Raw genomic sequence first — 26,980 nt, 5'->3', positions numbered from 1 at the left:
GCTTGACAGGGGAACGGAGGTGAAGGGGGTACTTTGTTCGGTGCTAGACTGATATTTGAGTAAGCCAGACAGGAGCCAGAAAAAGATATTTATCAGAAAAGTCATAATCAAGCTAGAGGTTTAAAGACTGATCGGGTTCCAATTATTTTTATTAATAAATATTTTACACAATTCATACCAGGTAAGCAAGAGGGCTACACCACTACTACCGAATCATTACCCGATGTTGATCAGGGGAAGGGAGCCTGAACCACCCATGACGACAGGAAAACGTCCATCCCACTTTTCGATTGCTCGTTGTTGTAAAATTTCTGGTGTTAAGTAGTCATGCAAAATTAATTACCTGCCCGATCGAGCTAAAACCCTTACGGGGCAATGTTCGTCATGTGTAAATAATTTTGCCTAGGTACTTAGGTTTTGGCGCAATAGTTTTTGAGCTTCTGCCTGTCCCTTTGCGCGGTTGATTTCCGCTTTCGCTTCCTGTTCTGCTTGTTGTGCGCGAAAAGCAGCTTCTTGTGCCTTTTGTTCCGCTACTTGTTTGGCTTCAATCGCTGCGTTAAACTCTTCGGAAAAACCAAAATTAACGAGAGATACATCATTGATAATTATCCCATAACGTCTCAGTCTTTGGGCGAGGGAAGTGTCAATTTCACGTTTGAGTTCTCCTCGCTCTTGCAAGATATTTTGTACGGGACGTTGTGCTGTTGCCGCTTTGACAATTTCCGATACTGCTGGGTTGATAATACCAGAGACAATCGCATTGATATCCCCAACTTGTTGATAAATCTGATTGACTTTGTCGGGGTCGATGTGCCAGTTAACGATAATAGTTGTTTCCACATCTTGCAAATCTTTAGAAGCTCCTTTTGCCTTTACTTCCGTTGTTTGCACTCGAACGTTGAGGGTCTTGATCTTGGTGACAATCGGTATAACAGGATGAATTCCTTCATCGAGGATTTGTTTCTGCACTTTGCCAAAGTACATGACAACGCCGCGTTCGCCGGTATCAATAACGGCAAAAGGGCGCAGTATGGTAGTAAAAGCTAATATTAAAATTCCCCCCGCTATGAATGGGAACATATTGCGATTGTAATTCATGACAACTCCTTAGATATTTGATCGGTTTTATCGTAGCACTGTTAAGTACCTAGGCAAAATTATTTACACATGACGATCATTGCCCCGTAAGGGTTTTAGCTCGATCGGGCAGGTAATTAATTTTGCATGACTACTTATTATAAGTAAGTAATCTCAATTAATTTTTAGATAGTGGGACAAGCTTCTGGTTCTTTGTATTTTATCTTTAATTGTAACCGGCTACTTAGTTGATGATAGGTGGTGCGTTACTTCAATCATACATCACACAATCACAGTCGATGATAGGTGGTGCGTTACGAGGGATTGTTACCCTCCAGTCACAGCAGCAATTTTGGCTGTCTAACGCACCCTACGTTTTACTTTTTGTTAACCACAAAGACAGGAAGTTAGGATTTTAACTAAGGGAGAGAAGAAAGGTTAGGGGAACCATTCAACAAAGCAGCGATCGCTTGTTCTAAAGCTAGAGAAATATGGGTCCAATGGGTTCCCCCCTGACAAAAAACGATATAGGGTTCCCGGAGGGGTCCATCGGCGGAGAATTCCGAGGTGCTACCATCGATAAACGTGCCACCAGCCATCACTACTTGGCTCTCATAGCCCGGCATTTGGGCAGGAATGGGGTCCAAGTAGGAACCGATGGGAGAATAGGCTTGAATGGCTTTACAGAAGGCAATCAGCTTATCGGGGGAACCGAGTTTAATCGCTTGAATAATATCGCGTCGAGGCACAAAAGGAGCGGGATTGACCGGATAACCCAACTTATCGCCCACATAGGCGATTAAATGACTGCCTTTCATCGCTTCTCCCACCATTTGCGGCGCTAGAAACAATCCCTGATAAAGGAGACGATTTTGGTCAAAAGTTGCCCCTCCCTCGCTACCGATCCCCGGTGCTGTCAGACGATAGCAGGCCATTTCCACTAATTCCGCTTTACCTGCTATGTATCCCCCGGCCGTGACGATTGTACCTCCTGGATTTTTAATGAGAGAACCGGCCATCAGATCTGCCCCCACGTCGGTGGGTTCTTGGGTGTTGATAAATTCTCCATAGCAATTATCGACAAAACAGACCGTATTCGGGTTTTGTTGTTTAACTATACGGACAATTCTCTCGATTTCGTCAATAGACAAACTCGATCGCCAGGAATAACCGCAGGATCTTTGAATATGGACTAAACGGGTTTGGGGTTTCACTGCTGTGGCCAAGGCCAACCAATCGATCGCACCAGTAGAATCTAGCTCTAATTGCCGATAACTAACGCCAAAATCCTTTAAAGAGCCTTGACCACTGCCCCTAATTCCAATTACTTCCTCTAGGGTATCGTAGGGCGCACCCGCTACCGCTAACATCTCATCCCCCGGTCGAAGAACCCCATACAAGGCACAGGCGATCGCATGGGTTCCTGAAACAAATTGTACCCGCACCGCCGCCTTTTCGGCCCCCAGGGCTTGGGCGAACACTTGATCTAAAGTATCCCGTCCCAAGTCATCATGACCATAACCACTAACACTAGCAAAATGATGCACCCCGACGCGGTTTGCACGGAAAGCGCAGAGGACTTGACGGAGATTTTCCTTGACCTGTGCGTCAATTTCCGAAAAGATGGGGAGTAAGGCCTTTTCTGCCCTGTGGAGTAGAGGGGGGATATCCATCAAACAATAGACTGTGATATTTGTTACTATTCATTAAGCGTCAAAGTTCCCCCTGTGTCAAATCGAGACAGATAAGACGATGATGCTCTGTCTCCTGTTGTTTCCCTTTGGGTTATTCAATGACTGTTGCGACTTCCGAAAAACTTCCCATTGACTGGGTGACTCTCATCTACATGGCTTTTATCCACTTAGTGGCTCTTTTAGCCTTCTTACCTAGCAATTTTAGCTGGGGTGCTGTGGGAGTGACATTGATTCTCTATTGGATTACCGGGGGTTTAGGAATTACCCTCGGTTTTCATCGTTTGGTCTCCCATCGGAGTTTTAAGACTCCCAAATGGTTAGAATACTTTCTGGTTTTGTGCGGAACCCTCGCTTGTCAGGGGGGTGCGATCGCATGGATAGGTTTACATCGTCTTCATCATAAATATTCTGATACTGCTCCCGATCCCCACGATTCTAATAAAGGTTTCTGGTGGAGTCACATGGGTTGGATGTTACACGAAATTCCTGCCGACGAAGAAATTGCCCGTTTTACCCAGGATATCGCCGACGATCCTTTCTATAAATTCTGTCAAAATTATTTTGTTCCTATCCAAATTGTTTTAGGCTTAATTCTCTATGCTATGGGTGGTTGGCCGTTTGTAATTTGGGGAATTTTTGTTCGCTTGGTCTTAGTTTTCCACTCTACTTGGTTTGTCAACAGCGCCACCCACAAATTCGGTTATGTTAGCCATGAATCCCACGATAATTCTAAAAATTGTTGGTGGGTTGCCCTCTTAACTTTCGGTGAAGGTTGGCACAATAATCACCATGCCTATCAGTATTCTGCCCGTCATGGCCTACAATGGTGGGAAGTTGACCTGACTTGGATGACCATCCGTCTGCTGCAAATTCTGGGATTAGCTACTAATATTAAGTTGCCTCCCACCACAGCAACGGCGACAGAAAGTTAGTTTTATCCAGTTGTTAAATTAAATCTAGCCGAACTTATGTTTAAGTTCGGTTATTTTTTCTCCGACTTAACCCAAATCTGACGGCTTTTCCAACGGCACAACTGAGGAATATAGGTACGGCGAATCCTCCCCCAAAAAACGAAATCATTGATAGGATAAACTTGATTATTTCCCCCTCTGTCGAACATTGACTGGGGAAAGCACAACTCATCCCAAGAGCGAAGGATAACCAACCAAAAAAGAAAAAACACAGGGGAAATAAGAGGCAAAAAACCAGACCCCCCGCTAGACAGCCTAATCCATTGGCCTTTCTATTCGATTTCTTCTCCGTCACCATCTCTATCGCTAACTTTTTCTAACCAATAGCATAAAAAGGTCAAACTATCAACTTTTTTAACAAATATTTAATATTTACTCTAATGTGCCAGAAAGACCCCAGAGAACGTATATTTAAAGCTAATCCCCAAATTATAGTAAGTTTCTAATGAAAAAAATCTCGATTTTAGGCTCTACAGGCTCGATCGGAACTCAAACTCTCGATATTGTCACCGATCATCCCGATAAGTTTCAAGTGGTGGGATTAGCCACGGGTAATAATATTCAACTACTATCGGAGCAAATTCGGCAATTTCGCCCGCAAATCGTGGCGATTAATAACGAAAGTCAACTAGAAGACCTAAAAAGCCTAATTTCCGACCTTGACTATACGCCGATTATCCTAGCAGGAAAGGAAGGAGTAATCGAAGTGGCCCGTTATGGCGATTCCGAAAGCGTCGTCACGGGAATTGTCGGTTGTGCGGGATTGCTGCCGACAATTGCCGCTATTACTGCTGGTAAAGATATTGCCCTCGCTAATAAAGAAACCCTGATTGCTGGCGGTCCAGTGGTGCTGCCTTTAGTGGAAAAACACCGAGTTAAATTATTACCTGCCGATTCGGAACATTCAGCTATTTTTCAATGTTTACAGGGAGTTCCCACTGGGGGATTAAAAAAGATTATTCTCACTGCTTCTGGGGGTGCTTTTCGCGATTTACCCGTGGAAAAATTGCCGCAAGTAACCGTAGCTGATGCCCTCAAACATCCCAACTGGTCTATGGGCAGAAAAATCACCATCGATTCGGCTACTTTAATGAATAAAGGTCTAGAAGTTATCGAAGCTCATTATTTATTTGGTGTCGATTATAATGCGATCGATATTGTTATTCATCCCCAAAGTATTATTCACTCTTTAATTGAGTTACAGGATACCTCAGTTTTAGCCCAGTTAGGCTGGCCCGATATGCGTTTACCCCTGTTATATGCTTTGTCTTGGCCTGAAAGAATTTATACGGATTGGGAACCTTTAAATTTAGTTAAAGCCGGCAGTTTAACCTTCAAAGAACCCGATCATCAAAAATATCCCTGTATGGGATTAGCCTACGCAGCCGGCCGCGCGGGTGGGGCAATGCCAGCAGTATTAAACGCAGCCAATGAACAAGCGGTAGCATTATTTTTAGAAGAAAAGATTAGTTTCTTAGATATTCCCCGGGTGATTGAAAAAGTGTGCGATCGTTTTGCGATTCATAACACTTCTACCCCTAGCCTAGATGACATTTTAGCCGCCGATAATTGGGCGCGTCAAGAGGTATCTAACTGTCTGATTACCAATCTGGTCTAGATAGTCTAGATTCTGTAGGGATGTTAACTCTAATGTCTCTACAGATATAGGATAGAAAAAACACTAATTTCGGCTATTTTTTCTAGTTAACTAGATTTATGATGATCATGACAAGGGTTGATAACCTTCAATAAACCTCTTGGCTAATTAATTTTTGAGGTTTCAAAACTGGCAAAAATAAGGATTAAATTGCCTAAAATCAGGTGCATCTTATGCCATTTTTCTAAAGTAATAGCAAAGATGGTTAATTACCCTCACCCCGAACCCCTCTCCCAGAAAGGGAGAGGGACACGAATAAAGAAAAATGGTATCACACTTACAGAAATACCGACAGTCAGCAATTATCAGTGACTCTTAAATGATTACAAATGTGTCAGCAGCTGCGTGTAAGCATCTCACCGAAAAGCTAATGCGCTCCGGGGTTTGGGTAGGGTTGATTCATGAATCAACCCTACCTTGAATCAACCCTACCTTGAATCAACCCTACCTTGAATCAACCCTAGGGGTTTGGGGGGTAGAACCCCCCAAAGGTTTGGATTGAGTGATAAAATCGGAAATGACGCTCAATTTTAGCAGGGAGTTTCCCCTTAAAAATCCCAACTCAGTAGATTTACAAAAATGAGATGCACCCATAAAATCTGTAAATAGACCATTTAATTGATTATTATTGATTCTTAATTCTCCTGACTACCGACTCCTAACAACAATTTTTTATTTTTACCAGAGGTCTAATGACCCTGAAACTTTCTCAAAAATAAGATAAAATAAACAAGATAGTGGTTATTACGTTTAATTTTCTATGGTTACAACTTCTCTATCCCTCCCCGAAATCGCCAGAGAAACCCGTCAAGCGAGTCGTCAACTGGCTATCCTGACTAACGAAGAAAGGAATGAAGCTTTAGAGGCTATTGCTGAGGCTTTGACTGCCAATGCTGATAAGATACTAGAAGCGAATATCGCCGATGTTCAAACAGCTAAGGCGATGGAATTATCCCCAGCTTTATGTGCGCGATTAGAGTTAAGTCCTGGCAAATTAAAAGCCGCTATTGCTGGGGTGCGAGATGTGGCTAAATTAGCAGATCCTTTAGCTACAATGCAAATTAACCGGGAATTAGATCAAGGTTTAATTCTGCGGAGAATAACCTGTCCTTTAGGGGTTTTAGGTGTTATTTTTGAAGCTCGTCCCGATGCTTTAATTCAAATTACCAGTTTAGCGATAAAATCTGGTAATGGCGTTATTTTAAAAGGGGGGAAAGAGGCGCTCCGTTCTTGTCAAGCTTTAGTAACAATTATTCATCAGGCATTGAGTGAAACTAAAGTTAATTCAGCGGCGGTGCAATTGTTAACAACAAGAGAAGAAATTAAGGAACTCTTAAAACTTGATCAATACATCGATTTAATTATTCCTAGAGGTTCTAACGAATTTGTGCGTTATATCCAAAATAATACCCGCATTCCCGTCCTCGGCCATGCCGATGGTATCTGTCATCTCTACATCGACAAAGAAGCCGATTTAAGCAAAGCAATTAGAATTACCGTCGATGGCAAAACCCAATATCCTGCCGCTTGTAATACCATTGAAACTTTATTGGTTCATCAAGACATCGCTAGACAATTTTTACCCGCAGTGGCCCAGGCATTAGAGGAAAAAAAGGTTAAATTATTGGGAGATGAAGCAACTCGTCAGATGATTAACGTGCCATCGGCCACAGAAGAAGACTGGCAAACCGAATATAGTGATTTAATTCTGTCAATTAAAATTGTCGATAGTCTAGAATCGGCAATCGAACATATTAATTATTACGGTTCTCGACATACGGAAGCCATTGTCAGCGAAAATTTTAACACGGCCAAAACCTTTAGCGATCGAGTCGATGCCGCTGGAGTTTTTCATAATTGTTCCACGCGATTTGCCGATGGTTTCCGTTACGGTTTCGGGGCCGAAGTGGGTATCAGTACCCAAAAAATGCCTCCCCGGGGTCCGGTGGGATTAGAGGGATTAGTGACCTACAAATATCAATTAGCCGGAGATGGTCATATTGTCGCCGATTATTCTGGGGAAAATGCCCAATCTTTCACTCATAAGGATTTATAGTCGAGAAAAAAGCCGATGTTTACAGGATTAATTCAAGCCTTGGGAACAATTCGGGTCGTCGATGCCGATAGACTTTATTTGTCTGTATCCTCTGATACAATTCTCCGAGATTTAATGATTGGTGATAGTGTGGCTGTGGATGGGGTTTGTTTGACAGTTGAGGAAATTCTCTCAGAGGGTTTTCTGGCCACCGCTTCCCCGGAAACCCTACAGCGCACTACTTTGGGACGAAGAATTCACACAGAAACCAACGTTAACCTAGAAACCTCTTTGCGGGTGGGTAGTAAAATCGGCGGTCATTTTGTCACCGGTCATGTGGACGGTATTGGTTGTTTAGTCGAATCGATAATCGTGGCTAATTCGTGGGAAATGACCTTTGCTGCCCCTAGTTCCCTAGAAGAGCAGTGGAATAACTACATAGCTCGTTATATCGTCGGTAAGGGCAGTATAGCTGTTAATGGCATTAGTTTAACCGTGGCCGATTGTGATGCCTCCGGTAGCTGGTTTAAAGTGGCTGTCATCCCCCACACCTACGCTGAAACCAATCTTTCCCATTTAAAATTAGGCGATTGGGTGAATCTAGAAGGGGATATTTTAGGCAAATATGTGGAAAAATTGCTAGGAATGCGCTCTTATCACGCTCCTAGCGAGATTAGCCTAGAATTTCTGGCTGAACATGGTTATTAGTTTTCCAGAAAAAGCCTTTTCAACATATAAATTTATTGGCAATTTATCCATTAATTTTAGTTTTAAAATTGCCAACCTTCTCGCTCCATTAAACCCTGAACATTGGTACAATCGATAGAAAAGTGTTGACAGACTGTGGGGATTTTGGGAGCATTAGGCTTTAAGGCTTCTTCGGTAATTACGCAACCGTCTTTTATCTTAGCAGCGGCAATAATAAATGGGTCTGCCACTGGCTTTCCTTGTAATCTGGCTTTTTGAATCACTAAATCCTTAAAGTTTCTTATAGAAAAAATTTCAGGAATAAATAAAGTTTCCTGAGCAGTGGGTGGTAAAAATATTTGTTTATTGGAGTCTATCCAATCTAAAACAAATTGTTTATTAGGTTCTTCGTTACTTGGTATGATTCGATATGGGGGCATAAATCGACTAAATCCTTATCTGGTAAGAGATTTAATTGATTAGTTCGCTCTAGATCAAAAACAATTGACAAAAATGGCCAAATGCTTTTCTACATAAGGGTTCCATCCCTTATATCCCCCGTCCATTGCATAACACAAACCGAAGAGCCGTTTATTATTGCCATATTCTACTTCTTTAAGCACTTCGCGTACTGATTGTAGTTTACCTTCTGACACAATCAAATCGATTTTTTGCCAAACGGTAGGAAAACTTTTGGGAAAATAGTTTCCTAAGACCTTAAAACTACTTGTGTCAAAAATGTAAACCATCAAAACAGTCCTTTGTCTAATAAATATTGTTCAAGTTTTTCCACCGTAGCAACTTTTTTAATGTTTAGATAATCAGCAACACGCTCGATATCGTATTGGCCTTGATAGTATTTATTGAACACAAGTTTTAGGTAATTTTCTCCCAAATATGTCGCCTGATTAGCATAGTAATCACCTCCAGATTGTTTATTTTTGTCCTGACTTTTTCCCACCTGCTCACTGTACCACTCCCTTACTTTAAGAGTATATTCTTTCTGGGAGATTAAGTTATTATCTAATAGTTTTCGTAAAACTACTTCTCGACTAACCTTATAATCACTGGAAATTTTCGAGATAATTTTATCGTTATCGTTAACGTTAACTATTGTTTCTCTGATTATCTCAGAAAAGACATGATTAGGAAGCAAAAACTCCGCAGCAAATTTATTACAAAATATCTCGATATATTTATTTTCTCCTTGCAAACTATTAATATATCTATCGTCAGACTTAGTAATTCCATTAGTCTGCAAAAGAATATGTGCTAATTCATGAAAAATGGTAAATATTTGTCTAGATTTTTCCGTGCTATTATTAATATAGATGATCGGAAATTCAATATCTATCAAGCAAAATCCCGAAATTTCTCGCTGCTTAAAAGAACGCTTAAAAATAAAAATACCGGCTTCTTCCACGGCACTCCGCCATTTTTTTAAGGCAGTTTCCTGATCATTCCAGGTCAGTTGTTCTTCTAGAGTAACGTTTAAATAATTTCTGATCTGTTCGGCTAATATCCTTAAATCATCCCTAGAGCTAACCGAAATATCCTGAAAGATTTTCTTGGTACTAGGATTAATACCATTATTAATTTCCTGTAGCGACAATTGCATCGCTTTTGCTTGTCGTAAAGCATAGATAGTATCGGCGGCCAGGTTTTCGATTTCAAAGTCTGGCAAAGTTCTAAATTCTTGTTTTTCCTCCGCTTCTAGGGGAGGTTCTGGGAAAAAGAATAAAGCGAGAGGACGTTTATATATTTCTGCTAACTTTTCCAATTGACTATAGGCAGGAAAGTCCTCTCCTGACTCCCATTTCTCGATAACAGAAACATCTTTTTTAAACTTGAGTGCCACAGACTCAAGAGAATATCTCGCCCTTTCTCTTGCCCATTGGATTATCTTGGGATTAACGCCTGTCAGTTTCTCGCCCATTAGTCGATCTTATCATCACGAGATAGAGATTTCTAGCTTGATTTAGATCATACAGTAGTTTTATTGTACTATATAATTACCCAAAATAGAGACAATGTACCGAGTTCTGGATAGGTCAGTGAGGGATTGATAACTTTTTCCTATATAAAAAACCGGTGAAAAGCTTGACATTAGCCAAAATCCCCAGACAATGTTAAGTTAAATTAACCAATAGCCGAGGCTTGTATTTAAGGAAAACCCCTTATGGTAGCAACACCAGTTCAACAGAAATACGACATCAAAGATATTAGTTTAGCCCCCATCGGCAAACAGCGCATCGAATGGGCCGGTCGGGAAATGCCCGTTTTGCGTCAATTAGCCGAACGTTACGCCATCGAAAAACCCTTTGCTGGACTGCGTTTAGTCGCTTGCTGCCACGTTACCACCGAAACCGCTAATTTGGCAATCGCACTAAAAGCCGGTGGCGCTGATGCGTTACTAATTGCTAGTAATCCCCTTTCCACCCAAGATGATGTGGCCGCTTGTTTAGTGGCTGATTACGGTATCCCCGTTTATGCAATCAAAGGGGAAGATAACGACACCTATCACCGTCACGTTCAAATCGCCCTCGATCATAAACCCCAGATTATCATCGATGATGGTTGTGATGTGGTAGCCACCCTGGTTAAAGAAAGAAGTCACCAATTACCCGACATTATCGGTACTACCGAGGAAACTACCACCGGTATCGTCCGTTTGCAAGCGATGCTCAAAGCCGGGGTGTTATCCTTCCCCGCAATGAACGTTAACGACGCAGAAACCAAGCATTTCTTTGATAATCGCTACGGTACAGGTCAATCTACCCTTGATGGCATCATTCGCGCCACCAATATCCTCCTCGCCGGTAAAACCGTGGTTGTGGCTGGTTATGGTTGGTGTGGTAAAGGTGTCGCTATGCGGGCCAAAGGTTTAGGCTCTAATGTAATTGTCACCGAAATCAACGCCGTGCGCGCCATTGAAGCGGCGATGGACGGTTTCCGGGTTATGCCCATGGATGAAGCCGCTAAAGAAGGCGATATCTTCATCACCGTTACTGGTAACAAGCACGTTATCCGGGCTGAACATTTTGACCTGATGAAAGATGGGGCGATTGTTTCCAACTCCGGTCACTTTGATATTGAAATCGACCTGCAAGCTTTAGGCGCAAAAGCCGATAATGTTAAGGAAGTTCGCAACTTTACCCAACAATATAGACTAAAAAGCGGTAAATCCGTCGTTGTTATCGGTGAAGGTCGCCTAGTTAACCTCGCGGCCGCCGAAGGTCATCCTAGCGCCGTTATGGATATGAGTTTCGCTAACCAAGCGATCGGTGTAGAATACTTGGTTAAAAATAAAGGTAAATTAGCCCCCGGCATCTACTCAATTCCCTACGAATTAGACCAAGAAATCGCCCGTTTGAAACTGCAAGCCATGGGGATTGAAATCGATACTCTCACCGAAGCCCAATTAGAATATATCAACTCCTGGACTTCCGGAACCTAATATCAGTTATCAGTTATCAGTTATCAGTTTTCAGTCATCAGTTTTTTAGCCGTCAGGAGTCGGTCGTCAGGAGTCGGTCGTCAGGAGATTGCTTTGATTTATTCTTGCCACTCCCCCACTTCCCCACTCCCCCACTTCCCCACTTCCCCACTTCCCCACTTCCCCACTCCCCCACTTCCCCACTTCCCCACTTCCCCACCCCTAACACCCAACCCCCTTTTTTTACTTTTAAACTGTTTTCTAAATCCTAAAAAATTATGACTGAATGGATTACAAATACAATGACTTCTATGGGCTATTTAGGCATAGCCCTATTAATGTTTTTAGAGAATCTTTTTCCTCCCATTCCCTCGGAATTAATTATGCCCCTAGCGGGTTTTACAGTCCATGAGGGACAAATGCAATTTATTCCGGCAGTGGTAGCGGGGATTGTCGGAACCGTAGTCGGAGCGCTACCTTGGTATTATCTCGGTCGGGTTGTGGATGAGGAAAAAATCGAAAAACTAGCCGATAAATACGGCAAATGGATTACCGTTTCCGCTAAAGATATTCAAAAAGCTAATCAATGGTTTAACCGTCACGGTAGTAAAGCGGTTTTACTCTGTCGTTTAGTCCCCGGAGTACGAACTTTGATTTCCCTACCCGCCGGGATGAATCACATGGCGATGATTCCCTTTTTAGTTTACTCCACCATCGGCACGACCCTCTGGGTCGTTTTTTTAACGGCAGCAGGTTACTTTTTAGGGAAAAATTACCCCCTTGTGGAAGAATATCTGGCTCCCGTGTCAAAAATAGCCCTACTTGTCCTGGTTATCTGGTTTATCCTCTGGATTATCCGCAAACGTAACCGCCGGTACGAGTAAATGTTGATGATAGGTGGTGCGTTACGACGGATTGTCACTGGGATTATCCGCAAACGTAACCGTCGGTATGAGTAAATGTTGATGAGAGGTGGTGCGTTACGACGGATTGTCACCTTCCAGTCAGAGCAGCAATTTTTGCCGTCTAACGCACCCTACTGGACTACGTTTTACAGCCGACAACGCTGCAGCAACGGTATCTAATCACGCCGGCTACTCAAGACGGCCGTGATCAGCAAATAGGCCAGCGTCACCCCGATACTGATTTGGAAGGAATAGGGAGCGGCGCGGTATCGATACCAACTAGAAAAAGATTCAAGAATTCTCAGGGTGAACAACACCACCCAATTTAAGGAAAGCATTAGGAGGTAAAAAAACGCCCCGACTCCCAACGACTGCACAAAACGATTTTTTAATAAATCCATAGCCCTAACCAAGTTAACTATAACTCTTGCAAATTAATTATATGTTATAATCATGGTTTAACTAATTTTCTCAAAAAAATTAGCATTACTTTTCTCCATCAATACTAAACACAAGCACGATACTGAAAATGATAGGAATTAGACCTCGACCTAATATAATCTCAAGACTAAAAGTCTTTCTAGTTAAGGAATCTACCCGAATAAAAATTATTTTAATTGCCTCATATTTTTTCAGTAAAATTGAATTAGCAACGATAGATATACATTACAGCCATTGAACTGTTTAGTTAGTACACAAACCGAAAGCAAGCTGTGACTGGGTTATAATTTTTGGAGATGTCTATTGTCGGTAATGCCTCATCCTCAGAAAAGGGAAACTCAACTGTACTAGGCATGAGCAGATGCCCCTTGGTCATCCTGAATCATCTGCATCAGAATGTTTGCAGTTGCCGTTGCGTCGTAGGGGGACAAAATTGGGTACTCTGATGCGGAGAAGATGAATTGTAGTTCAGCGTCTGGGATTTGTGTGGCTAGGACTTTAAAGAGTGATAATTTGTCTGACTGGCTCAGATTGTTGACCAGAGGAATTAACTCAGCGAGTGACATGGTTTAAACTTCTAGAGGTGCGAGAATGAACTCTTAATAAAATCTTAATTGGGGGTATTACCTGGAAAAGTTCGTCTAGAATTGGCTCTTCTGGTTTCTGTGTGGAAACGGGGTCTATACTGATAGTTTCTTCAGCAAAATAGTCCTCAAAGTCTTTCTAGGTAAATATTTCACGATTCTATAAGCAAAAATTATCACACAAAGTCGAGAAGAGCCTAGAATTCCGTTGGACTGATCCAAAGGCAACCCAATACAAGAGGTCAAATGGCTATTTTCCAATATCAGATTCTTGTAGGAAAGAATGAACCTAATGCTGTGGTCTGGTTTCTGAATGGCAACCAAGTAGGAGCGGATTTGCTACAAATTCTTAATGATTTGGGCTCTCAAGGTTGGGAAGTAGTTGGTATTGGGGATCTAGGTTTTGATAGTCGCTCTGAGATTGTGCTTAAGAAAACAATCTAATCATCCTTAGGTGTTCTTCGTCCCTACTTTTTCAGCAAGCCCTATATAGGGTTTGCTGAATAATGGTAAAACCCTTTTAAAATAAAGCTTTTGACCTGTTAAAGTCCGATGTTAGTGCAAGAAAATAGGATTGGGACGTTCAAAAACCTTGCATTATCCTTCTTGTAGTACATCGCTTGGTACAAAAAACAAGGGCAACAAAGCCTAAAACGACCGACTCCTGACTCCTGACTCCTGACTCCTACCCCCAGGAAAAACTTTTTCAGCAGACCCTATATAAAAAAAGGAGTGAAAATAATCACTCCTACTGATAATCAGAAGAAAAAATGGCTTAAACCTAGAGAGCGTTGGCTCCCGCTACTACTTCTAGCAATTCTTGGGTAATAGCGGCTTGACGCGCCTTGTTGTAGGTACGGCTTAAAGTCCCGATTAACTCGCTGGCGTTCTCGCTGGCGTTACTCATCGCCGTCATCCGGGCTGCTAATTCACTAGCTGCCGATTCCTGGAGGGCGCGCAGTAATTGGTTATTTAAGTACAAAGGTAGGAGAGAATCGAGGATTTGGACGGGATTCTGCTCAAAAATCATGTCTTGGGGAAAAACCTGCGCCGGTTGGCTGGCCATTTTTTCCCGTTGTACCTTAAATTTTCCTTCTTTAGTCACCAAACGGAAAATCTCGTCATCCTGTACCGCTAAACCTTGGGTAGTTAAAGGTAACAGGGTTTGAATCACCGGAGTGGAACTGATCAGGGAGATAAAACGAGTATAAACCAACTCGACTCGATCGACTGTTTCCGATAAAAATAAGGAAAGCAATTCATCCCCAATCGTGCCAGCTTCATCGGCAGTGGGAATCTGTTCGAGGTTAATAAATTTAGCGGCAATGGGAGCATTCCGGCGCTCGAAATACTGTGCCGCTTTCCGGCCGGCAATAACTAATTGATAGTTAATCCCTTGCTCTTTTAATTCATTCATCCGTTGTTCGGCACGACGGATGACGTTAGTATTATAACCGCCACAAAGACCTCGATCGCCTGTGACTATTAACAGAGCCACGGTTTTTACTTCCCGTTGGGCCAGCAGGGGTAAATTAACATCACTAAAGGCTAAACGACCTTGAAGATTATAGAGTACCTGAGCGAGGGCATCGGCAAAAGGACGGGTACAGAGAACTTGTTCTTGGGCGCGACGCACTTTTGCTGCCGCCACCAGACGCATGGCCTCGGTAATTTTTTTGGTATTTTTGACCGATTGAATTTGGTCGCGAATCGCTTTGAGATTAGGCATAATTCAGTTATCAGTTATCAGTTATCAGTTATCAGTTATCAGTTATCAGTCAAGAGTCGGGGTTTAGGAGGGAATGGAGAGGTGGGGAAACAGGGAAATGGGGAGATAGAGAAATTTCAACTCATACCCCAAAACCCCAAAACCTCAACACCCCATCCCCCAAAACCTAACCCCCATTACCAACATTCATTTACTGATTACCGAGATTATTTAAAAGCCTGTTTGTACTCGTTGATGCCATCTTTGAGCAGGCCTTCCGCTTCGTCGTTGAGTTGTTTTTCAGTGCTGACGATCTCAACGTAACGAGGTTTGCTGGTTTTCAGGTATTCCCGCAAACCGGTGCAGAAATCGATAACTTTATCGGTGGCGATATCGTCGAGATAACCGTTTAAACCGGCATAAACCACCGCCACCTGTTCCCAAACGGAGAGGGGGAAGTTTTGGGGCTGTTTGAGGATTTGACGCAGACGTTGACCGCGAGACAGTTGTGCTTGGGTGGCCGCATCAAGGTCAGAAGCGAATTGAGCAAAAGCTTCTAATTCGTCAAACTGGGCTAATTCGAGTTTTAATTTACCAGCAACTTTCTTCATCGCTTTCGTTTGAGCCGCCGAACCCACGCGGGATACGGAAATACCAGCGTTAATTGCGGGACGGAAACCAGCGTTAAAGAGGTCGGTGGAGAGGAATATCTGACCGTCAGTAATCGAAATTACATTGGTGGGAATGTAGGCAGAAACGTCACCGGCCTGGGTTTCGATAATCGGCAGGGCGGTCATGCTACCACCACCGAGAGCATCGCTGAGTTTAGCGGCGCGCTCTAGTAAACGGGAGTGGAGATAGAAAACGTCGCCGGGGTAAGCTTCCCGACCGGGAGGACGACGCATGAGCAGGGATAACTGACGATAAGCTTGAGCCTGTTTGGTGAGGTCATCGTAGATAACTAGGGTCGCTTTGCCTTTATACATGAAGTATTCGGCGATCGAAGCTCCAGTATAGGGGGCGATATACTGGAGGGTGGCGGGGTCGTTAGCGTTAGCGGCCACCACCACGGTGTAATCCATGGCGCCTCTTTGGGTGAGGGTGTCGATTACTTGGGCGACGGTGGAGGCTTTTTGACCGATGGCGACATAGACACAGATCACGTCTTCGCTTTTCTGGTTAATGATTGTGTCAATGGCGATCGCTGTTTTACCGGTTTTTCTGTCACCGATAATTAACTCCCGTTGACCACGACCGACGGGAATCATGGCATCGATAGCGGTAATGCCGGTTTGCATCGGTTCACAGACGGATTTGCGAGCGACAATACCGGGGGCGGGGGATTCCACCAGACGGGTTTCGCTGGCGAGGATGTCCCCTTTACCGTCGATGGGACGACCGAGGGCATCAACCACGCGGCCGACTAAGGCATCACCCACGGGAACCTGAGCGATTTTACCGGTAGCTTTCACCGTACCGCCTTCTTTAATCCCGAAACCGTCACCCATTAACACCGCACCGACGTTATCTTCTTCGAGGTTAAGGGCGATGCCGACGGTTCCATCTTCAAATTCTAATAGTTCTCCCGACATGGCCTGTTGTAGGCCGTAGATGCGGGCAGTACCGTCACCCACTTGCAGGACGGTTCCCACGTTGGAGACCTGTACTTCTTGGTTATAGGATTCGATCTGTTGACGAATAATCGTGCTAATTTCGTCGGGTCTGATAGCTACCATAGTTTAATCTGGGAAAAAGTAAAAAATTAGAAGGTGAAAAAACGGCAAAAAAGGGAGATTAGATGACCTTAGCGCAGGGAGAGGCTGAGGCGTTGTAGTTGACCGCGAATGCTGGCATCAAAGACCTGAGAACCGACTTTGATCACCACACCACCGATGAGGCTGCCATCAACTTTGGTTTTCAGTTCGACCACATTTGCCCCGGTGAGGGTTTTCACTTTGTCGATGACGATTTGTTTTTGGCTATCGTTCAATTCGGTGGCCGAGGAAACTTCCGCTAAAACGGTGTTAGTCAGCGCTCTGGCCAGGGTGAGATATTGTTGACAAACGGGTTCTAAAAATTGAATCCGACGTTTATCGACTAATAACATCATGAAGTTAGTTAAATAGGGATTGGCACTGGTTCCCATTACTTGGGAAAGAACGGCTTTTTTAGCTTCTTCTTTGATGACGGGATTGCCGATAAAAGCCCTTAGATCGGGAGCATTTTCCAACAATTCTAAGAGGGATTTTATTTCGCCGCCGATCGCTTCTAATTGTCCGCTGCTTTGGGCGACGGAAAGTAATGCTTGGGCGTAGGGTTCGGCTATTTCTGAACTGATTAAACTTCCCTGCATCTATTTACCTCCTAGGTTGGCCAAACTGCGATCAATTAGGGTTTGTTGTACCGATTCTTCCAGGCCGGTGCTTAATTGGGATTCCACATTAGCTAAGGCTAAAGCGGTAATTCTTTGGCGTAATTCTACTAAAACGCGATCCTGTTCCGCCGAGAGATCTTTAGCGGCACTTTCGCGCATTCTTTGAATATCGAGTTCGGCTTGGGCGGCGATGTCGGCGGTGACAGTTTTAGCTCTATCTCGAGCATTATTGATAATTTGTCCCGCCTCTTGTTTTGCTAGGGCGAGTTTTTTCTGTTCTTCGGCGAGGGCGTTAGCGGCAATATTTTTCCGGTCTTCAGCTTCGGCTAAAGCTTCAGCAATCTTCGACTGACGTTCTCCGAGGATTTGTCCGAGAACTTTGCGGCCGTAGAAGATGACTAAACCGAGCAGAATTGAGAGGTTAAATAGGTTAGTTCCTAGGATATCGGTGTTGATGCCGAATCCTTCTGCTGCCGCTTCCTTCGCCTCCGTGGCTAATAATAAAACTGTGTCGATGATCATGATTATTGAGGGCGGGGAGTAGGTTATTCAGTTATCAGTTATCAGAGGTAAGTTTCCAGTCTTCTAACTCCTGACGACTGACTTCTATCTTTTCACTGATCACTGTTATTAACCAAGGGCTGGGGTTTAGCGAACGAGTTCGGCGCCGAGGAGTTTTTCGAGAATTTGACGGGAAAGAGAGGCCACTTGTCCTTCTAGAGAACGAAAGGCTTCTTCTTTCTGTTGGGCAATTTCGGCGGCGACGGCTTCTTTACGAGCGATCGCTTCTTTTTGGGCTGCGGCAACTCGTTCGCTGGCTAGTTTTTGGGCCTCGGCTTGCGCTTGGGCGATAATCTCTTGGGATTGTTTACGAGCCGAACTTAATTGCAATTCGTACTCTTGTACCAGTGCTTCGGTTTTGGCTAGTTGTTCTTTGGCTCCACCTTCGGTTTGCCGAATATACTCCGCCCGTTCATCTAAAACTTTACTGAGGGGTTTATAAAAAACGGCGTTCAGGATCACTGCCAAAAGAATAAATTGTAGTGCCATCACTGGCAGGGTGGCATCGAAATCAAACATTGATTTATTCCTGATAAATAGAAGCTATAGACAGGTTCAAAAAAGGAAGATGATCCCCCTGCTTTAACAATAAACAGTCAGGGGGAATCACTAAAATTCCCTTAACTAGCTATCAGCCTTCAGTCCCAAAAACCAGATTTTTTAGTTGGCTCTCTTGGCGTTTTTTCGAGTTTTTAAAACTCTGCTGCCAAGCTGAGGACTGGGGGCTGATAGCCCACTGCTTTTTTAATTAGGCGAAGGGGTTAGCGAACAGTAAAACGAGAGCGATAACCAAGCCGTAGATGGTTAAGGATTCCATGAATGCCAAGCTGAGGAGAAGGGTACCACGAATTCTTCCTTCAGCTTCGGGTTGACGGGCGATACCGGAAACAGCTTCTCCAGAAGCGGTACCTTGACCAACACCGGGGCCGATAGCGGCTAAACCAACGGCGAGGGCGGCGGCGATAACGGAAGCGGCAGCTACTGTGGGGTTCATGGTGATTTTTTCCTCTATTTACTAATCAATTTCAATCTGTTGTTTACAGAGCGCGTTCTCAGCCGTAAAAAATGGCTGGTTTTCTGCTCAAAACTCCCGAAAGAGTTTTTGGGAAAGAACGATCTGGGAATTCAGTTGCTCATCCTGAATTCGACCAATAATTTCTTAGTTATTATCCTATTATTTGGACACTTTTTCCTAAGAAATTTTTCTTTTTTCGTCCCTCGCTTTTAAGCGTGTTCTTCTTCGTGTTCCGATTCCAGGGCCTCATGGATATAGGCCCCGGCAAGGGTGGCGAAGACAAGGGCCTGAATAGCGCTGGTAAATAAACCGAGAGCCATCAGGGGTAGGGGTACGACTAGGGGGACAAGGAAGACCAATACGGCTACTACCAACTCGTCTGCAAGGATGTTTCCGAAAAGACGGAAGCTGAGGGAGAGGGGTTTGGTAAAGTCTTCTAAAATTTTGATCGGTAATAGCACGGGAATCGGCTCTAGGTAGTGAGCGAAGTAACCGAGTCCTTTTTTACTGATGCCTGCGTAGAAGTAAGCGAGGGAAGTCAGTAGGGCTAACGCCACCGTGGTATTGATGTCGTTAGTGGGGGCGGCTAATTCTCCTTCGGGCAGTTCGATTAACTTCCAAGGAATCAAGGCCCCTAACCAGTTAGAAACGAAAATAAATAAAAATAGGGTGCCGATGAAGGGCAACCAGGGTCGATATTCCTTTTCTCCTAGCTGGTTTTTGGCTAAATCGCGCAGAAATTCCAGAACGTACTCCATGAGGTTTTGAATACCGCTAGGGACTTTCTGGATTTTGCGGGTAGCGGCGATCGAGGCGATGATTAAGATAGCGAAGACGATCCAGGAGACCGCGATCACTTGCCCGTGAATTTTTAGTCCGCCGATGTGCCAGTACCAGTGTTGTCCCACTTCCAGGGAAGCGAGACTATAAAAATTAAGCACACTTAAACTGTCTAACATTTCCACCTTGGGGAGATTCAGGTTCGCAACTCAGGGTTATTTTGAACGGTTAAAGGGTTTAGGAATCGGCTTTCTGCTCCAGCTTGAAGATGGTTTGCAGGGTATAGACGATGATTGCGCCTTTATAGGTCAAAAAACCCAAAAAAACCGGCACTATGTGCAGTTCTTGCCAACGACTGGCGATGATGATTAATCCAGCGAATAGGGCTAATCCTTTTTTGCCTACCCGATTTTTCGTTACCCCCAATTTTTCCACTTCCCCGGCCAGGAGTTTTAGGTAAACGACTCCCACCATTGCCCCTAATAGGTAATTAAGGGCAGTATTGAGGGAATAAAACAGCCACACGGGTATAAAGATCAGACCGCTTAAGATCAGGGTGGTGATCAATAGGGTGTTTTGTAGTTGATAGTATTCCCGCATCGGATCTGACAGCGGGTTGGTTTCTGGGGTTGGGGGAGATTTGATCGATGGGTCAGACAAGGTACACCTAAATCAGCGATAGACTAATCTCAATATCTGGATTGCTTTCCCAGCTATGACGCTCAGGTAAGCCACAAGACATATTATCACGGCAGTGGCAACAATTATTAAGCAATTGTAAATTGTCTTGATTCCCCCCGCTCGCAGCCGTCAGCTTTTTTCTCCCCCCTCCCCTGCTCCTTTCTCCCCACTTGCCCAACTCCGGCGCTCCCTCTTGCCTGTTCCCTAAAACCAGAGACTTCCTACCTCACTATTAAGATCACTGCGATAAGTAGTCGTGCAAAATTAATTTCCTAGTCGAGACTCCGAGACTCCGAGACTCCGAGACTCCGAGACAGCTATCAGGGATCGGATTTGAGTTTTCAGTTCACTGTTTACTCACATCAGCAAAAGGCTGACGGCTGAGAGCTTAGATGTGTAATTAATTTTGCTTAGGTACTTAACTGTGTTTTTGAGGACATTGTTTCTTGTCCCTACTCCTCAATAAACCCGAACCTGAAGGAAAATTTACCCCTACCCCCTACCCTAAAAGAAAAATTTTTTCTGGAAGGTTTTTCAGCATCAGGGTTTGATGATTTGAGTGCAAGCTTGATCAGTTTAACTAATATCATCCTTGCCCTTGCGGGGGGTTAAAATTTGCTGCTATAAATAAGAAAAAAAGTTTTTGTGTGCTTCTCTCTGACAACAATCTCTAGGCAAAAAGCCAGAGATTTTTTAAAAAAGCTGATAACTGATCACTGATAACTGATCACTGATAACTGAACACTGATAAAAACTAACTAGGAACAATATTTAAGAAAGCATCGAAGTCTTTTAATGCTTCTTGGAATTGATTAGCAGCAAGACTAGCATCTTTTTCTTTGGCTGCCGCATCGATACGTTCAAAGTGAACGAAAAGATTTTTCGCTAACTGCTTGGCTTTTTCTTGGTCTTTGGGCAGTAAATTACGGGATAATCCTACCATTTCCTGACGCAATTGCCCCAAAGGACCGTGGATATAGGTGCGAGTATCTACCCAATTTTTGTCAGCGATGAGGTCTTGCAAAACGCTCATTTTTTGGCGAAATCCTTCTATGGGTTGGATGTAAACCTGTAACTGTTCGATTTTTTGCGGACTGTAAACGGTGGGGATAGTTGCTTGGGGACCACTGCAGCTAACCAGCAGGGTAGTAACTAGGACTAAAACTAGGGAAATAATCGAGCGAAGACGTGGCATTGGTTTATATGTACTATTTAACAAACTATTGACGTTCTCTCCCTTGACCAGTCAAGGTATCGGGACGATTTTTACTTTATCAGAATTTTGGGTTTAAAACCTCGCCCCTTTTAGGGCATCCATTGGTCACATCTTTCATTAACAAAAAGAGAAGAAACTTAAAAAGGGCTCTTCTCGACTTTGTGTAATAAGTGGGTGGGTGGAATTAAATATAAGATAAACGTAGGTTGGGTTGAAGCATGAAACCCAACGCCCGCATGGGTTACGCTACCGCTAACCCATCCTACAAATAATTGTGCCTCCCTACTTAAGTTTAACTTATATAGTAGCGATCGATCTTTGTGTCCTCTGTGTCTCTGTGGTTCCTTCCACTGAAAAGTTCCTGAACAGTAATGATTGTAACGGAAATGGAATGACGGGACGCATTAGCAATAACTTGGGGATGATTGCCAAGAATTAGGGAAATATGGTCAGTATCGAGAATATATTGAGACACAAATCTTTATCCTCTACAGATAATATGAGGGATCTACTTCACTGTCATCATCTAAAGTACGTTCTGCTTGAAGTGTATCCATGATTTCTTGAAAATCTGCGTCATTTTCAAAGATACCTGCAAATTCTCGCCAATTGGGTGAGGGGTTATCTAGGGGTGTTGTCCATGATATCGTTTCAATTTGGCTAATTTGTTCGATAAAGGTTGTTTGTAGTTGGGAAATGGCTTCTTCTTTGGTGGGTGCTTGGACTCGAAAATGAGGCAATTCAGCGATAGATACAGCATATTGACCATTTTTAAGGGTTTCTATCAGTATTTTTACCTTTAGATTAGCTGATGGTTGGGAGGGTGGGATATTGAGATTGATGACCATAGCATTTTGTTGATTTATCGCTTTACTTCCTTATTTTAAATGACTCATCTGGTATATAAGGTTGTTTTAAAGAGTAGATATTTTTAATATATTCAACTAAAAGGTCGATTTTATTTTGATTTTTACAATTGATACTTAGTTCAAAAAAATTACAAAATTGATCGTCATTAAGCCTACTATACATTGCATAGGAAATCGACATTCTAATTAATTTTGTATCCGTTAAATAGTCTTCTATGTTAAAATTAAACATAAATATCCTCTTGGCTCTAAATTTATATTAGAGCTATATTGCTATTTATTTTTCCCTTAGAGTCAAATTTTTTAAGATTCTTTCGATGTTTGCAGTTTCTCATCTCAGCAAAAGAGAGAAAACAGCGATCGCAAACTGCGCCTTCAAATTCTTCAAACTCCCACAAAGCAGCAATCTTAAACTTTTTCTCACGATTTGGACATTTAGACAACAACTTTAAGTCATGCTTCTCACACCTCCCAACCGACTTAAACTGCCATTCAATCCTATGACAAAGCAACTCATCATTTTTGTTCAAATTGTCTCATAAAAGCTCGATCGATCCGATCTTTCCATAACCATAATAACGGTGATTGCCAGCCAAAACCGCCCCTAGATGCGATCGCTTTTTGGTCTCCCGTCCCGATTAAACTCAGATAATTTTTCTGGGGAAAATAGGGTTTTAGGGGCTGATTTTGCAGAATTCTGACTAAATTATCGAACAGGGGTTTTCCTTGTCGGACGGCAAAAACTCCCGCTTTCGGACGGGGATAATCTGGAATCGTGGCAATATCTCCCACGGCAAAAATATGGGGATGGGAAAGAGATTGCAGATAATTATTCACCAAAATAAACCCTTGTTCATCTGTCAGTAATCCCGACGCTTTAATCCAACTAGGGGCCGAGGCAGTCGTTACCCAAATTGTATAATCCATCGGCAAAACTAACCCCGATGCACAGATAATCCGATCTGCTTGCACTGCCGTCACATCCGTGGATAAATATAATCTAATTCCCCTTTGTTTAAAAATATTCTCTAAACGTTGACCGACCCAATTATTATGGGCCGGTAGTAGTTTTTTTCCTCGATGAATTAGAGATAAATTCAAATTACTGCTAGAGTTGAGAATTTTGGTCAAACGGGACTGCATATTTAAAGCTAATTCGACTCCGCCGGCACCCCCACCAACAATGACGATATTTAGAGTATTATTAGGGTTACTAACCGCTTTTTTCAGGATTTCTTGCCATCCTTCCCGAAAAATCGGCACTGGTTTGGCGGGGATAGCGTACTCTTTAGCACCGATAACATTATCCACTGCCGGGATGCTGCCAATATCGATCGAGAGATAATCAAAGGGAATTGGTGAAGAATTATGACAAATTACTTGACATTTTTTTGTATCTATGTTAGTGGCCTTATCTAAACAGAATTGCGCTTGAGAATACCTAGCTAGAGAAGGTAAATCGATATGAGTCTCGGCAAAATCATAAAAACCGGCGATGTGGCCGGGTAACATTCCCGAATAGGGGGTATGGGTGACATCGCTAATTAAAGTTAATTGAACGTTTTTGAGAGGTGATTGCCCCCAAAGACGAAGAGCGATCGCATGACTATGGCCACCACCGATAAAAACTAGACGCTTGACTAAATCCATAAAAAAAGGGGATTGCTACCAGAAAAGTTAAATTCTAATGAATATATCTTCTGACACAGAAATTCTGTTGCAAGATCGAGAGTAGATAGACAAAAACTCAAGGCATCGAGGCCAAGAACTTGTAACCAATGACAGTCAATTGGGATTTTGCTTTTTTCGGACTCGATATTCTTAAGCAAATTCTATCTAGTATCTTCGCTTCCCAATAGAGAGAAGTCTATGCAAGAAGTTTATATCGTGGCCGCTGTCCGGACTCCAATTGGTCGTTTTGGTGGGGGATTAATCGGATTATCCCCGGCCGATTTAGGGGCAACAGTGATGAAATCTGCCCTAGAAATCGCTAATTTGCCCCCAGAAGCCCTAGATTTGTATATTTTCGGCAATGTTTTGGGATCGGGTCATGGTCAGTTAATTCCCCGACAAGCGGCGATTAAAGCAGGAATTCCCGTAAGCGTGGACGGATATCGGGTGGATATGGTTTGTTCTTCGGGAATGATTGCCGTTAGTAACGCTGCTACCTCAATTCGCGCTGGAGAAGCGGATCTCATCCTCGCTGGTGGTATTGAATCCATGTCCCAAACCGGCTTTTTTCTCTCCCATCGGGCCCGGTGGGGTTATAAATTCCTCATGGGTGCGCCGGAACAATTAACCGACCTATTACTCCACGATGGCTTAACCGATGCTACCACGACTGAGGGCATGGGTTCCCAAGTCGATCGCCTCTGTCTCGATCGCGGTGTCTCTCGGCAAGCATTAGATGAAATTGCCGCTTTATCCCACCAAAGAGCGGCCACAGCCACAGAAAAAGGCTGGTTTAACGGTGAAATCGTGCCAATTGAGCTTAAATCTAAGAAAGGTTCCACAATTATCGCTCAAGATGAGGGTATTCGTTCCGATAGTACCCCGGAAGGTTTAGGAAAACTGCGGCCGGCTTTTAATCCGTCGGGAGTTTTAACCGCGGGGAATAGTAGTCAGATTTCCGATGGGGCCGCCGCTATCCTTTTAGCCAGTCAAAAAGCTGTGGATCAGTACGGTTTAAAACCAATTGCCAAAATCCTTGGCGGTGCTGTGGGTGCTGGAAAAACCGATCGCTTCCCAGAGTTCCCCGTCCTCGCGGTGAAAAAATTACTGGCATCCCTAGATAAAACGATCGAAGATTTCGATTTAGTGGAAAATAACGAAGCTTTTGCCTTAAATAATCTGCTTTTTGAGATGGATCTGGGGTTAGCGAGGGAAAAACAAAACGTTCACGGTGGTGCGATCGCCTTGGGTCATCCTATCGGCGCTTCCGGCGCGCGGATTCTGGTGACGTTAATTAACGCGTTGAAAGTACAGGATAAAACCCTCGGTATGGGGGCCATCTGTCATGGGACCGGTGGCGGAACAGCGATCGCAATTGAAAGAGTTTAGGAGGAAAAAGCTATGGTATCTCTGGGACTAGAGGAGAAAGTTATCGTCGTTACGGGCGGAAATCGAGGCATTGGGGCGGCTATTGTCTCTCTTTTGATAGATTTGGGGGCTAAGGTGGCTTACACGGATTTAGCCACGGATAATCCCCAGGGTTTAGGCATTGTGGCCGACGTGACTAAGTTGGAATCCATGGAAGCGGCAGCTAAACAAATTGAAGCGGAATTGGGACCGGTTTACGGTATCGTCGCTAACGCGGGGATTACCAGAGACAACTTTTTCCCTAAATTAACGCCCCTAGATTGGGATTTAGTGATTAATGTCAACTTAAAAGGGGTTAATCACACGATTAAGCCGTTTATTGAGGGAATGTACGAACGACAAGCGGGATCGATCGTTTGTATTAGTTCTATTTCCGGTGATCGCGGTAATGCCGGCCAAACTAATTACGCGGCTACAAAAGCGGCAGTTATCGGTTTAGTCAAATCCCTAGCGCGAGAAGCTGCCCGTTATAATATTCGCGCCAATGCGATTGCGCCGGGGTTTATTAACACGGAAATGACTTTAGCGATTCCCGATAAAGTTCGCGATAAAATCACCGCCGAAATTCCCTGTCGTCGCTTCGGTGAACCCGCAGATATCGCCTGGGCAACTGCCTATTTACTCTCTCCTGTTGCCAGCAGTTATGTCTCTGGAGAAGTCCTCAGAGTTAATGGGGCCCATCACACCTAATCAGTTATCAGTTATCAGTTATCAGTTATCAGTTATCAGTTATCAGTTATCAGTTATCAGTGGGTGAGTTATCAGTGGGTGAGTTATCAGTTATCTAATTCAAAGATGGAAAATGTGTTTGTTATTGTCCCTGCTAAGTTGCTTGATTCAGTGGGTGAGTTTCGTTTTCTGACGATAGGACAGTCAAAATCACAAAAGCTGTTAGTCATATCCCATACAGAAAGAGAAAATGAGATTCACTTAATTAGCGCCCGTTTAGCTAGTAAACAGGAGAGAAAAAATTATGAATCAGGAGTCTGAAGAAACGGTTAGTGACGAGATGAGGTCTGAATATGACTTTTCCAGTGGTATTCGTGGCAAATATTATCAAGCTTATCGACAGGCTAGTAATGTGATAATTCTCGCTCCCGATGTGGCGGAAATTTTTCAAGATTCAGCCTCAGTCAATGAAGCGTTAAGATTACTAGCAAAAATTGCCAAGTCTGGAAAAATATGACTTA

At 43.5% G+C, this 26,980-nt stretch carries 29 protein-coding genes and 2 pseudogenes; 12 read left to right on the top strand and 19 right to left on the bottom strand.

Translation table 11 applies throughout. The features are described 5' to 3' along the window. Nucleotides 1–216: 216 nt before the first annotated feature. Together VL20_RS12265 and VL20_RS12260 are read right to left on the bottom strand one after the other, a co-directional pair. A pseudogene (locus tag VL20_RS12265) lies at nucleotides 217–1,098 on the bottom strand (prohibitin family protein). Between the two features lie 398 nt (nucleotides 1,099–1,496). Beyond that, nucleotides 1,497–2,750, bottom strand: a complete 1,254-nt coding sequence (locus VL20_RS12260; RefSeq protein WP_052276656.1) for a methionine gamma-lyase family protein — start codon at nucleotides 2,748–2,750, stop codon at nucleotides 1,497–1,499. Between the two features lie 119 nt (nucleotides 2,751–2,869). Between VL20_RS12260 and VL20_RS12255 the strand changes: the two genes are divergently transcribed. From VL20_RS12255 to VL20_RS12235, 4 genes are all read left to right on the top strand, one after another. Further along, complete coding sequence (locus VL20_RS12255) at nucleotides 2,870–3,703, top strand: acyl-CoA desaturase (RefSeq protein WP_052276655.1); 834 nt, start codon at nucleotides 2,870–2,872, stop codon at nucleotides 3,701–3,703. A 484-nt stretch (nucleotides 3,704–4,187) separates the two neighbouring features. Continuing rightward, nucleotides 4,188–5,360 (top strand): 1-deoxy-D-xylulose-5-phosphate reductoisomerase, encoded by a 1,173-nt coding sequence (gene dxr, locus VL20_RS12245; protein WP_052276653.1) that lies wholly within the window; start codon nucleotides 4,188–4,190, stop codon nucleotides 5,358–5,360. 799 nt (nucleotides 5,361–6,159) lie between these two features. After that, nucleotides 6,160–7,455 (top strand): glutamate-5-semialdehyde dehydrogenase, encoded by a 1,296-nt coding sequence (gene proA, locus VL20_RS12240; protein WP_052276652.1) that lies wholly within the window; start codon nucleotides 6,160–6,162, stop codon nucleotides 7,453–7,455. Between the two features lie 15 nt (nucleotides 7,456–7,470). After that, a complete protein-coding gene (locus VL20_RS12235; protein WP_052276651.1) occupies nucleotides 7,471–8,142 on the top strand; it encodes a riboflavin synthase in 672 nt (223 codons plus the stop codon). Nucleotides 8,143–8,204: 62 nt separating this feature from the next. Here the strand turns inward: VL20_RS12235 and VL20_RS12230 are convergent, their stop codons facing one another. The 3 genes from VL20_RS12230 to VL20_RS12220 are packed head-to-tail and all read right to left on the bottom strand — an operon-like array spanning nucleotide 8,205 to nucleotide 10,057. Then, nucleotides 8,205–8,561: a DUF4411 family protein gene (locus VL20_RS12230; RefSeq protein ID WP_284526127.1), complete on the bottom strand. Its 357-nt coding sequence runs from the start codon at nucleotides 8,559–8,561 to the stop codon at nucleotides 8,205–8,207. Nucleotides 8,562–8,615: 54 nt separating this feature from the next. Beyond that, nucleotides 8,616–8,870 carry a DUF4411 family protein gene (locus tag VL20_RS12225; protein WP_052276650.1) on the bottom strand — a complete coding sequence of 85 codons (255 nt, stop codon included), beginning with the start codon at nucleotides 8,868–8,870 and terminating at the stop codon, nucleotides 8,616–8,618. Further along, nucleotides 8,870–10,057: an ImmA/IrrE family metallo-endopeptidase gene (locus VL20_RS12220; RefSeq protein WP_052276649.1), complete on the bottom strand. Its 1,188-nt coding sequence runs from the start codon at nucleotides 10,055–10,057 to the stop codon at nucleotides 8,870–8,872. Before VL20_RS12220 ends, VL20_RS12225 begins: the two co-directional genes overlap by 1 nt. A gap of 243 nt (nucleotides 10,058–10,300) precedes the next feature. On the opposite strand from VL20_RS12220, the gene ahcY reads away from it, so the two are divergent. Beyond that, nucleotides 10,301–11,578, top strand: coding sequence for an adenosylhomocysteinase (ahcY, locus tag VL20_RS12215; protein ID WP_002795864.1), 1,278 nt, complete (start codon nucleotides 10,301–10,303; stop codon nucleotides 11,576–11,578). A 257-nt stretch (nucleotides 11,579–11,835) separates the two neighbouring features. Beyond that, nucleotides 11,836–12,441, top strand: a complete 606-nt coding sequence (locus VL20_RS12210; protein WP_002769621.1) for a DedA family protein — start codon at nucleotides 11,836–11,838, stop codon at nucleotides 12,439–12,441. Nucleotides 12,442–12,638: 197 nt separating this feature from the next. On the opposite strand, the gene VL20_RS12205 is transcribed toward VL20_RS12210, so the two are convergent. The 3 genes and pseudogenes from VL20_RS12205 to VL20_RS33770 all read right to left on the bottom strand — a co-directional run bounded on the left by VL20_RS12205 (nucleotide 12,639) and on the right by VL20_RS33770 (nucleotide 13,638). After that, on the bottom strand, nucleotides 12,639–12,863 hold the full coding sequence (locus VL20_RS12205; protein ID WP_002763361.1) for a hypothetical protein: 225 nt from the start codon (nucleotides 12,861–12,863) through the stop codon (nucleotides 12,639–12,641). A gap of 387 nt (nucleotides 12,864–13,250) precedes the next feature. Continuing rightward, the gene (locus tag VL20_RS12200; protein WP_043999501.1) at nucleotides 13,251–13,469 is read right to left on the bottom strand and encodes a hypothetical protein; all 219 of its coding nucleotides are present in this window, start codon (nucleotides 13,467–13,469) and stop codon (nucleotides 13,251–13,253) included. Continuing rightward, nucleotides 13,456–13,638, bottom strand: a pseudogene (locus VL20_RS33770) (hypothetical protein). The gene VL20_RS12200 and the pseudogene VL20_RS33770 overlap by 14 nt, the downstream one beginning before the upstream one ends. Nucleotides 13,639–13,733: 95 nt before the next feature. Between VL20_RS33770 and VL20_RS12195 the strand changes: the two are divergent. Beyond that, nucleotides 13,734–13,931: a hypothetical protein gene (locus tag VL20_RS12195; protein WP_002740312.1), complete on the top strand. Its 198-nt coding sequence runs from the start codon at nucleotides 13,734–13,736 to the stop codon at nucleotides 13,929–13,931. 337 nt (nucleotides 13,932–14,268) lie between these two features. On the opposite strand, the gene VL20_RS12190 is transcribed toward VL20_RS12195, so the two are convergent. From VL20_RS12190 to psbQ, 9 genes are all read right to left on the bottom strand, one after another. Then, the gene (locus VL20_RS12190; protein ID WP_002789751.1) at nucleotides 14,269–15,216 is read right to left on the bottom strand and encodes a F0F1 ATP synthase subunit gamma; all 948 of its coding nucleotides are present in this window, start codon (nucleotides 15,214–15,216) and stop codon (nucleotides 14,269–14,271) included. 206 nt (nucleotides 15,217–15,422) lie between these two features. Further along, on the bottom strand, nucleotides 15,423–16,931 hold the full coding sequence (gene atpA, locus VL20_RS12185; protein ID WP_052276648.1) for a F0F1 ATP synthase subunit alpha: 1,509 nt from the start codon (nucleotides 16,929–16,931) through the stop codon (nucleotides 15,423–15,425). A gap of 68 nt (nucleotides 16,932–16,999) precedes the next feature. Further along, nucleotides 17,000–17,548 (bottom strand): ATP synthase F1 subunit delta, encoded by a 549-nt coding sequence (gene atpH / locus VL20_RS12180; protein WP_002793185.1) that lies wholly within the window; start codon nucleotides 17,546–17,548, stop codon nucleotides 17,000–17,002. Next, the gene (locus VL20_RS12175; protein WP_052276647.1) at nucleotides 17,549–18,091 is read right to left on the bottom strand and encodes a F0F1 ATP synthase subunit B; all 543 of its coding nucleotides are present in this window, start codon (nucleotides 18,089–18,091) and stop codon (nucleotides 17,549–17,551) included. It abuts the gene before it with no gap. Nucleotides 18,092–18,217: 126 nt separating this feature from the next. After that, nucleotides 18,218–18,649, bottom strand: a complete 432-nt coding sequence (locus VL20_RS12170; RefSeq protein ID WP_052276646.1) for a F0F1 ATP synthase subunit B' — start codon at nucleotides 18,647–18,649, stop codon at nucleotides 18,218–18,220. Nucleotides 18,650–18,878: 229 nt separating this feature from the next. Beyond that, entirely contained in the window at nucleotides 18,879–19,124 is a 246-nt protein-coding gene (atpE, locus tag VL20_RS12165) for an ATP synthase F0 subunit C (protein ID WP_002740068.1), read from the bottom strand. Between the two features lie 230 nt (nucleotides 19,125–19,354). Beyond that, nucleotides 19,355–20,104, bottom strand: a complete 750-nt coding sequence (gene atpB, locus VL20_RS12160; RefSeq protein ID WP_002739857.1) for a F0F1 ATP synthase subunit A — start codon at nucleotides 20,102–20,104, stop codon at nucleotides 19,355–19,357. A gap of 58 nt (nucleotides 20,105–20,162) precedes the next feature. Next, the gene (locus tag VL20_RS12155) at nucleotides 20,163–20,525 is read right to left on the bottom strand and encodes an ATP synthase subunit I (protein ID WP_002739749.1); all 363 of its coding nucleotides are present in this window, start codon (nucleotides 20,523–20,525) and stop codon (nucleotides 20,163–20,165) included. Nucleotides 20,526–21,360: 835 nt separating this feature from the next. Beyond that, nucleotides 21,361–21,801 carry a photosystem II protein PsbQ gene (psbQ, locus tag VL20_RS12150; protein WP_002737745.1) on the bottom strand — a complete coding sequence of 147 codons (441 nt, stop codon included), beginning with the start codon at nucleotides 21,799–21,801 and terminating at the stop codon, nucleotides 21,361–21,363. Between the two features lie 295 nt (nucleotides 21,802–22,096). Between psbQ and VL20_RS28370 the strand changes: the two genes are divergently transcribed. Further along, entirely contained in the window at nucleotides 22,097–22,261 is a 165-nt protein-coding gene (locus VL20_RS28370) for a hypothetical protein (RefSeq protein ID WP_002763369.1), read from the top strand. Between the two features lie 49 nt (nucleotides 22,262–22,310). Here VL20_RS28370 and VL20_RS12145 read toward each other — a convergent pair whose 3' ends face one another. Both VL20_RS12145 and VL20_RS12130 read right to left on the bottom strand, forming a co-directional pair. Beyond that, nucleotides 22,311–22,670: a hypothetical protein gene (locus VL20_RS12145; protein ID WP_002763370.1), complete on the bottom strand. Its 360-nt coding sequence runs from the start codon at nucleotides 22,668–22,670 to the stop codon at nucleotides 22,311–22,313. Between the two features lie 537 nt (nucleotides 22,671–23,207). Further along, nucleotides 23,208–24,341 carry an FAD-dependent oxidoreductase gene (locus VL20_RS12130; protein ID WP_052276643.1) on the bottom strand — a complete coding sequence of 378 codons (1,134 nt, stop codon included), beginning with the start codon at nucleotides 24,339–24,341 and terminating at the stop codon, nucleotides 23,208–23,210. Between the two features lie 219 nt (nucleotides 24,342–24,560). On the opposite strand from VL20_RS12130, the gene phaA reads away from it, so the two are divergent. The 4 genes from phaA to VL20_RS12110 all read left to right on the top strand — a co-directional run bounded on the left by phaA (nucleotide 24,561) and on the right by VL20_RS12110 (nucleotide 26,976). Further along, nucleotides 24,561–25,751 carry an acetyl-CoA acetyltransferase PhaA gene (gene phaA / locus VL20_RS12125; RefSeq protein WP_052276642.1) on the top strand — a complete coding sequence of 397 codons (1,191 nt, stop codon included), beginning with the start codon at nucleotides 24,561–24,563 and terminating at the stop codon, nucleotides 25,749–25,751. Between the two features lie 12 nt (nucleotides 25,752–25,763). Then, a complete protein-coding gene (gene phaB, locus VL20_RS12120) occupies nucleotides 25,764–26,480 on the top strand; it encodes an acetoacetyl-CoA reductase PhaB (RefSeq protein ID WP_045360892.1) in 717 nt (238 codons plus the stop codon). Nucleotides 26,481–26,585: 105 nt separating this feature from the next. Next, nucleotides 26,586–26,780: a BrnT family toxin gene (locus tag VL20_RS12115; protein WP_128575443.1), complete on the top strand. Its 195-nt coding sequence runs from the start codon at nucleotides 26,586–26,588 to the stop codon at nucleotides 26,778–26,780. Continuing rightward, nucleotides 26,764–26,976 (top strand): hypothetical protein, encoded by a 213-nt coding sequence (locus VL20_RS12110; RefSeq protein ID WP_052276640.1) that lies wholly within the window; start codon nucleotides 26,764–26,766, stop codon nucleotides 26,974–26,976. The genes VL20_RS12115 and VL20_RS12110 overlap by 17 nt, the downstream gene beginning before the upstream one ends. Nucleotides 26,977–26,980: the final 4 nt, after the last annotated feature.

The sequence above is a fragment of the Microcystis panniformis FACHB-1757 genome (genome assembly GCF_001264245.1).
Lineage (GTDB): Bacteria > Cyanobacteriota > Cyanobacteriia > Cyanobacteriales > Microcystaceae > Microcystis > Microcystis panniformis.
This window is presented reverse-complemented; position numbering and strand designations above follow the sequence as displayed.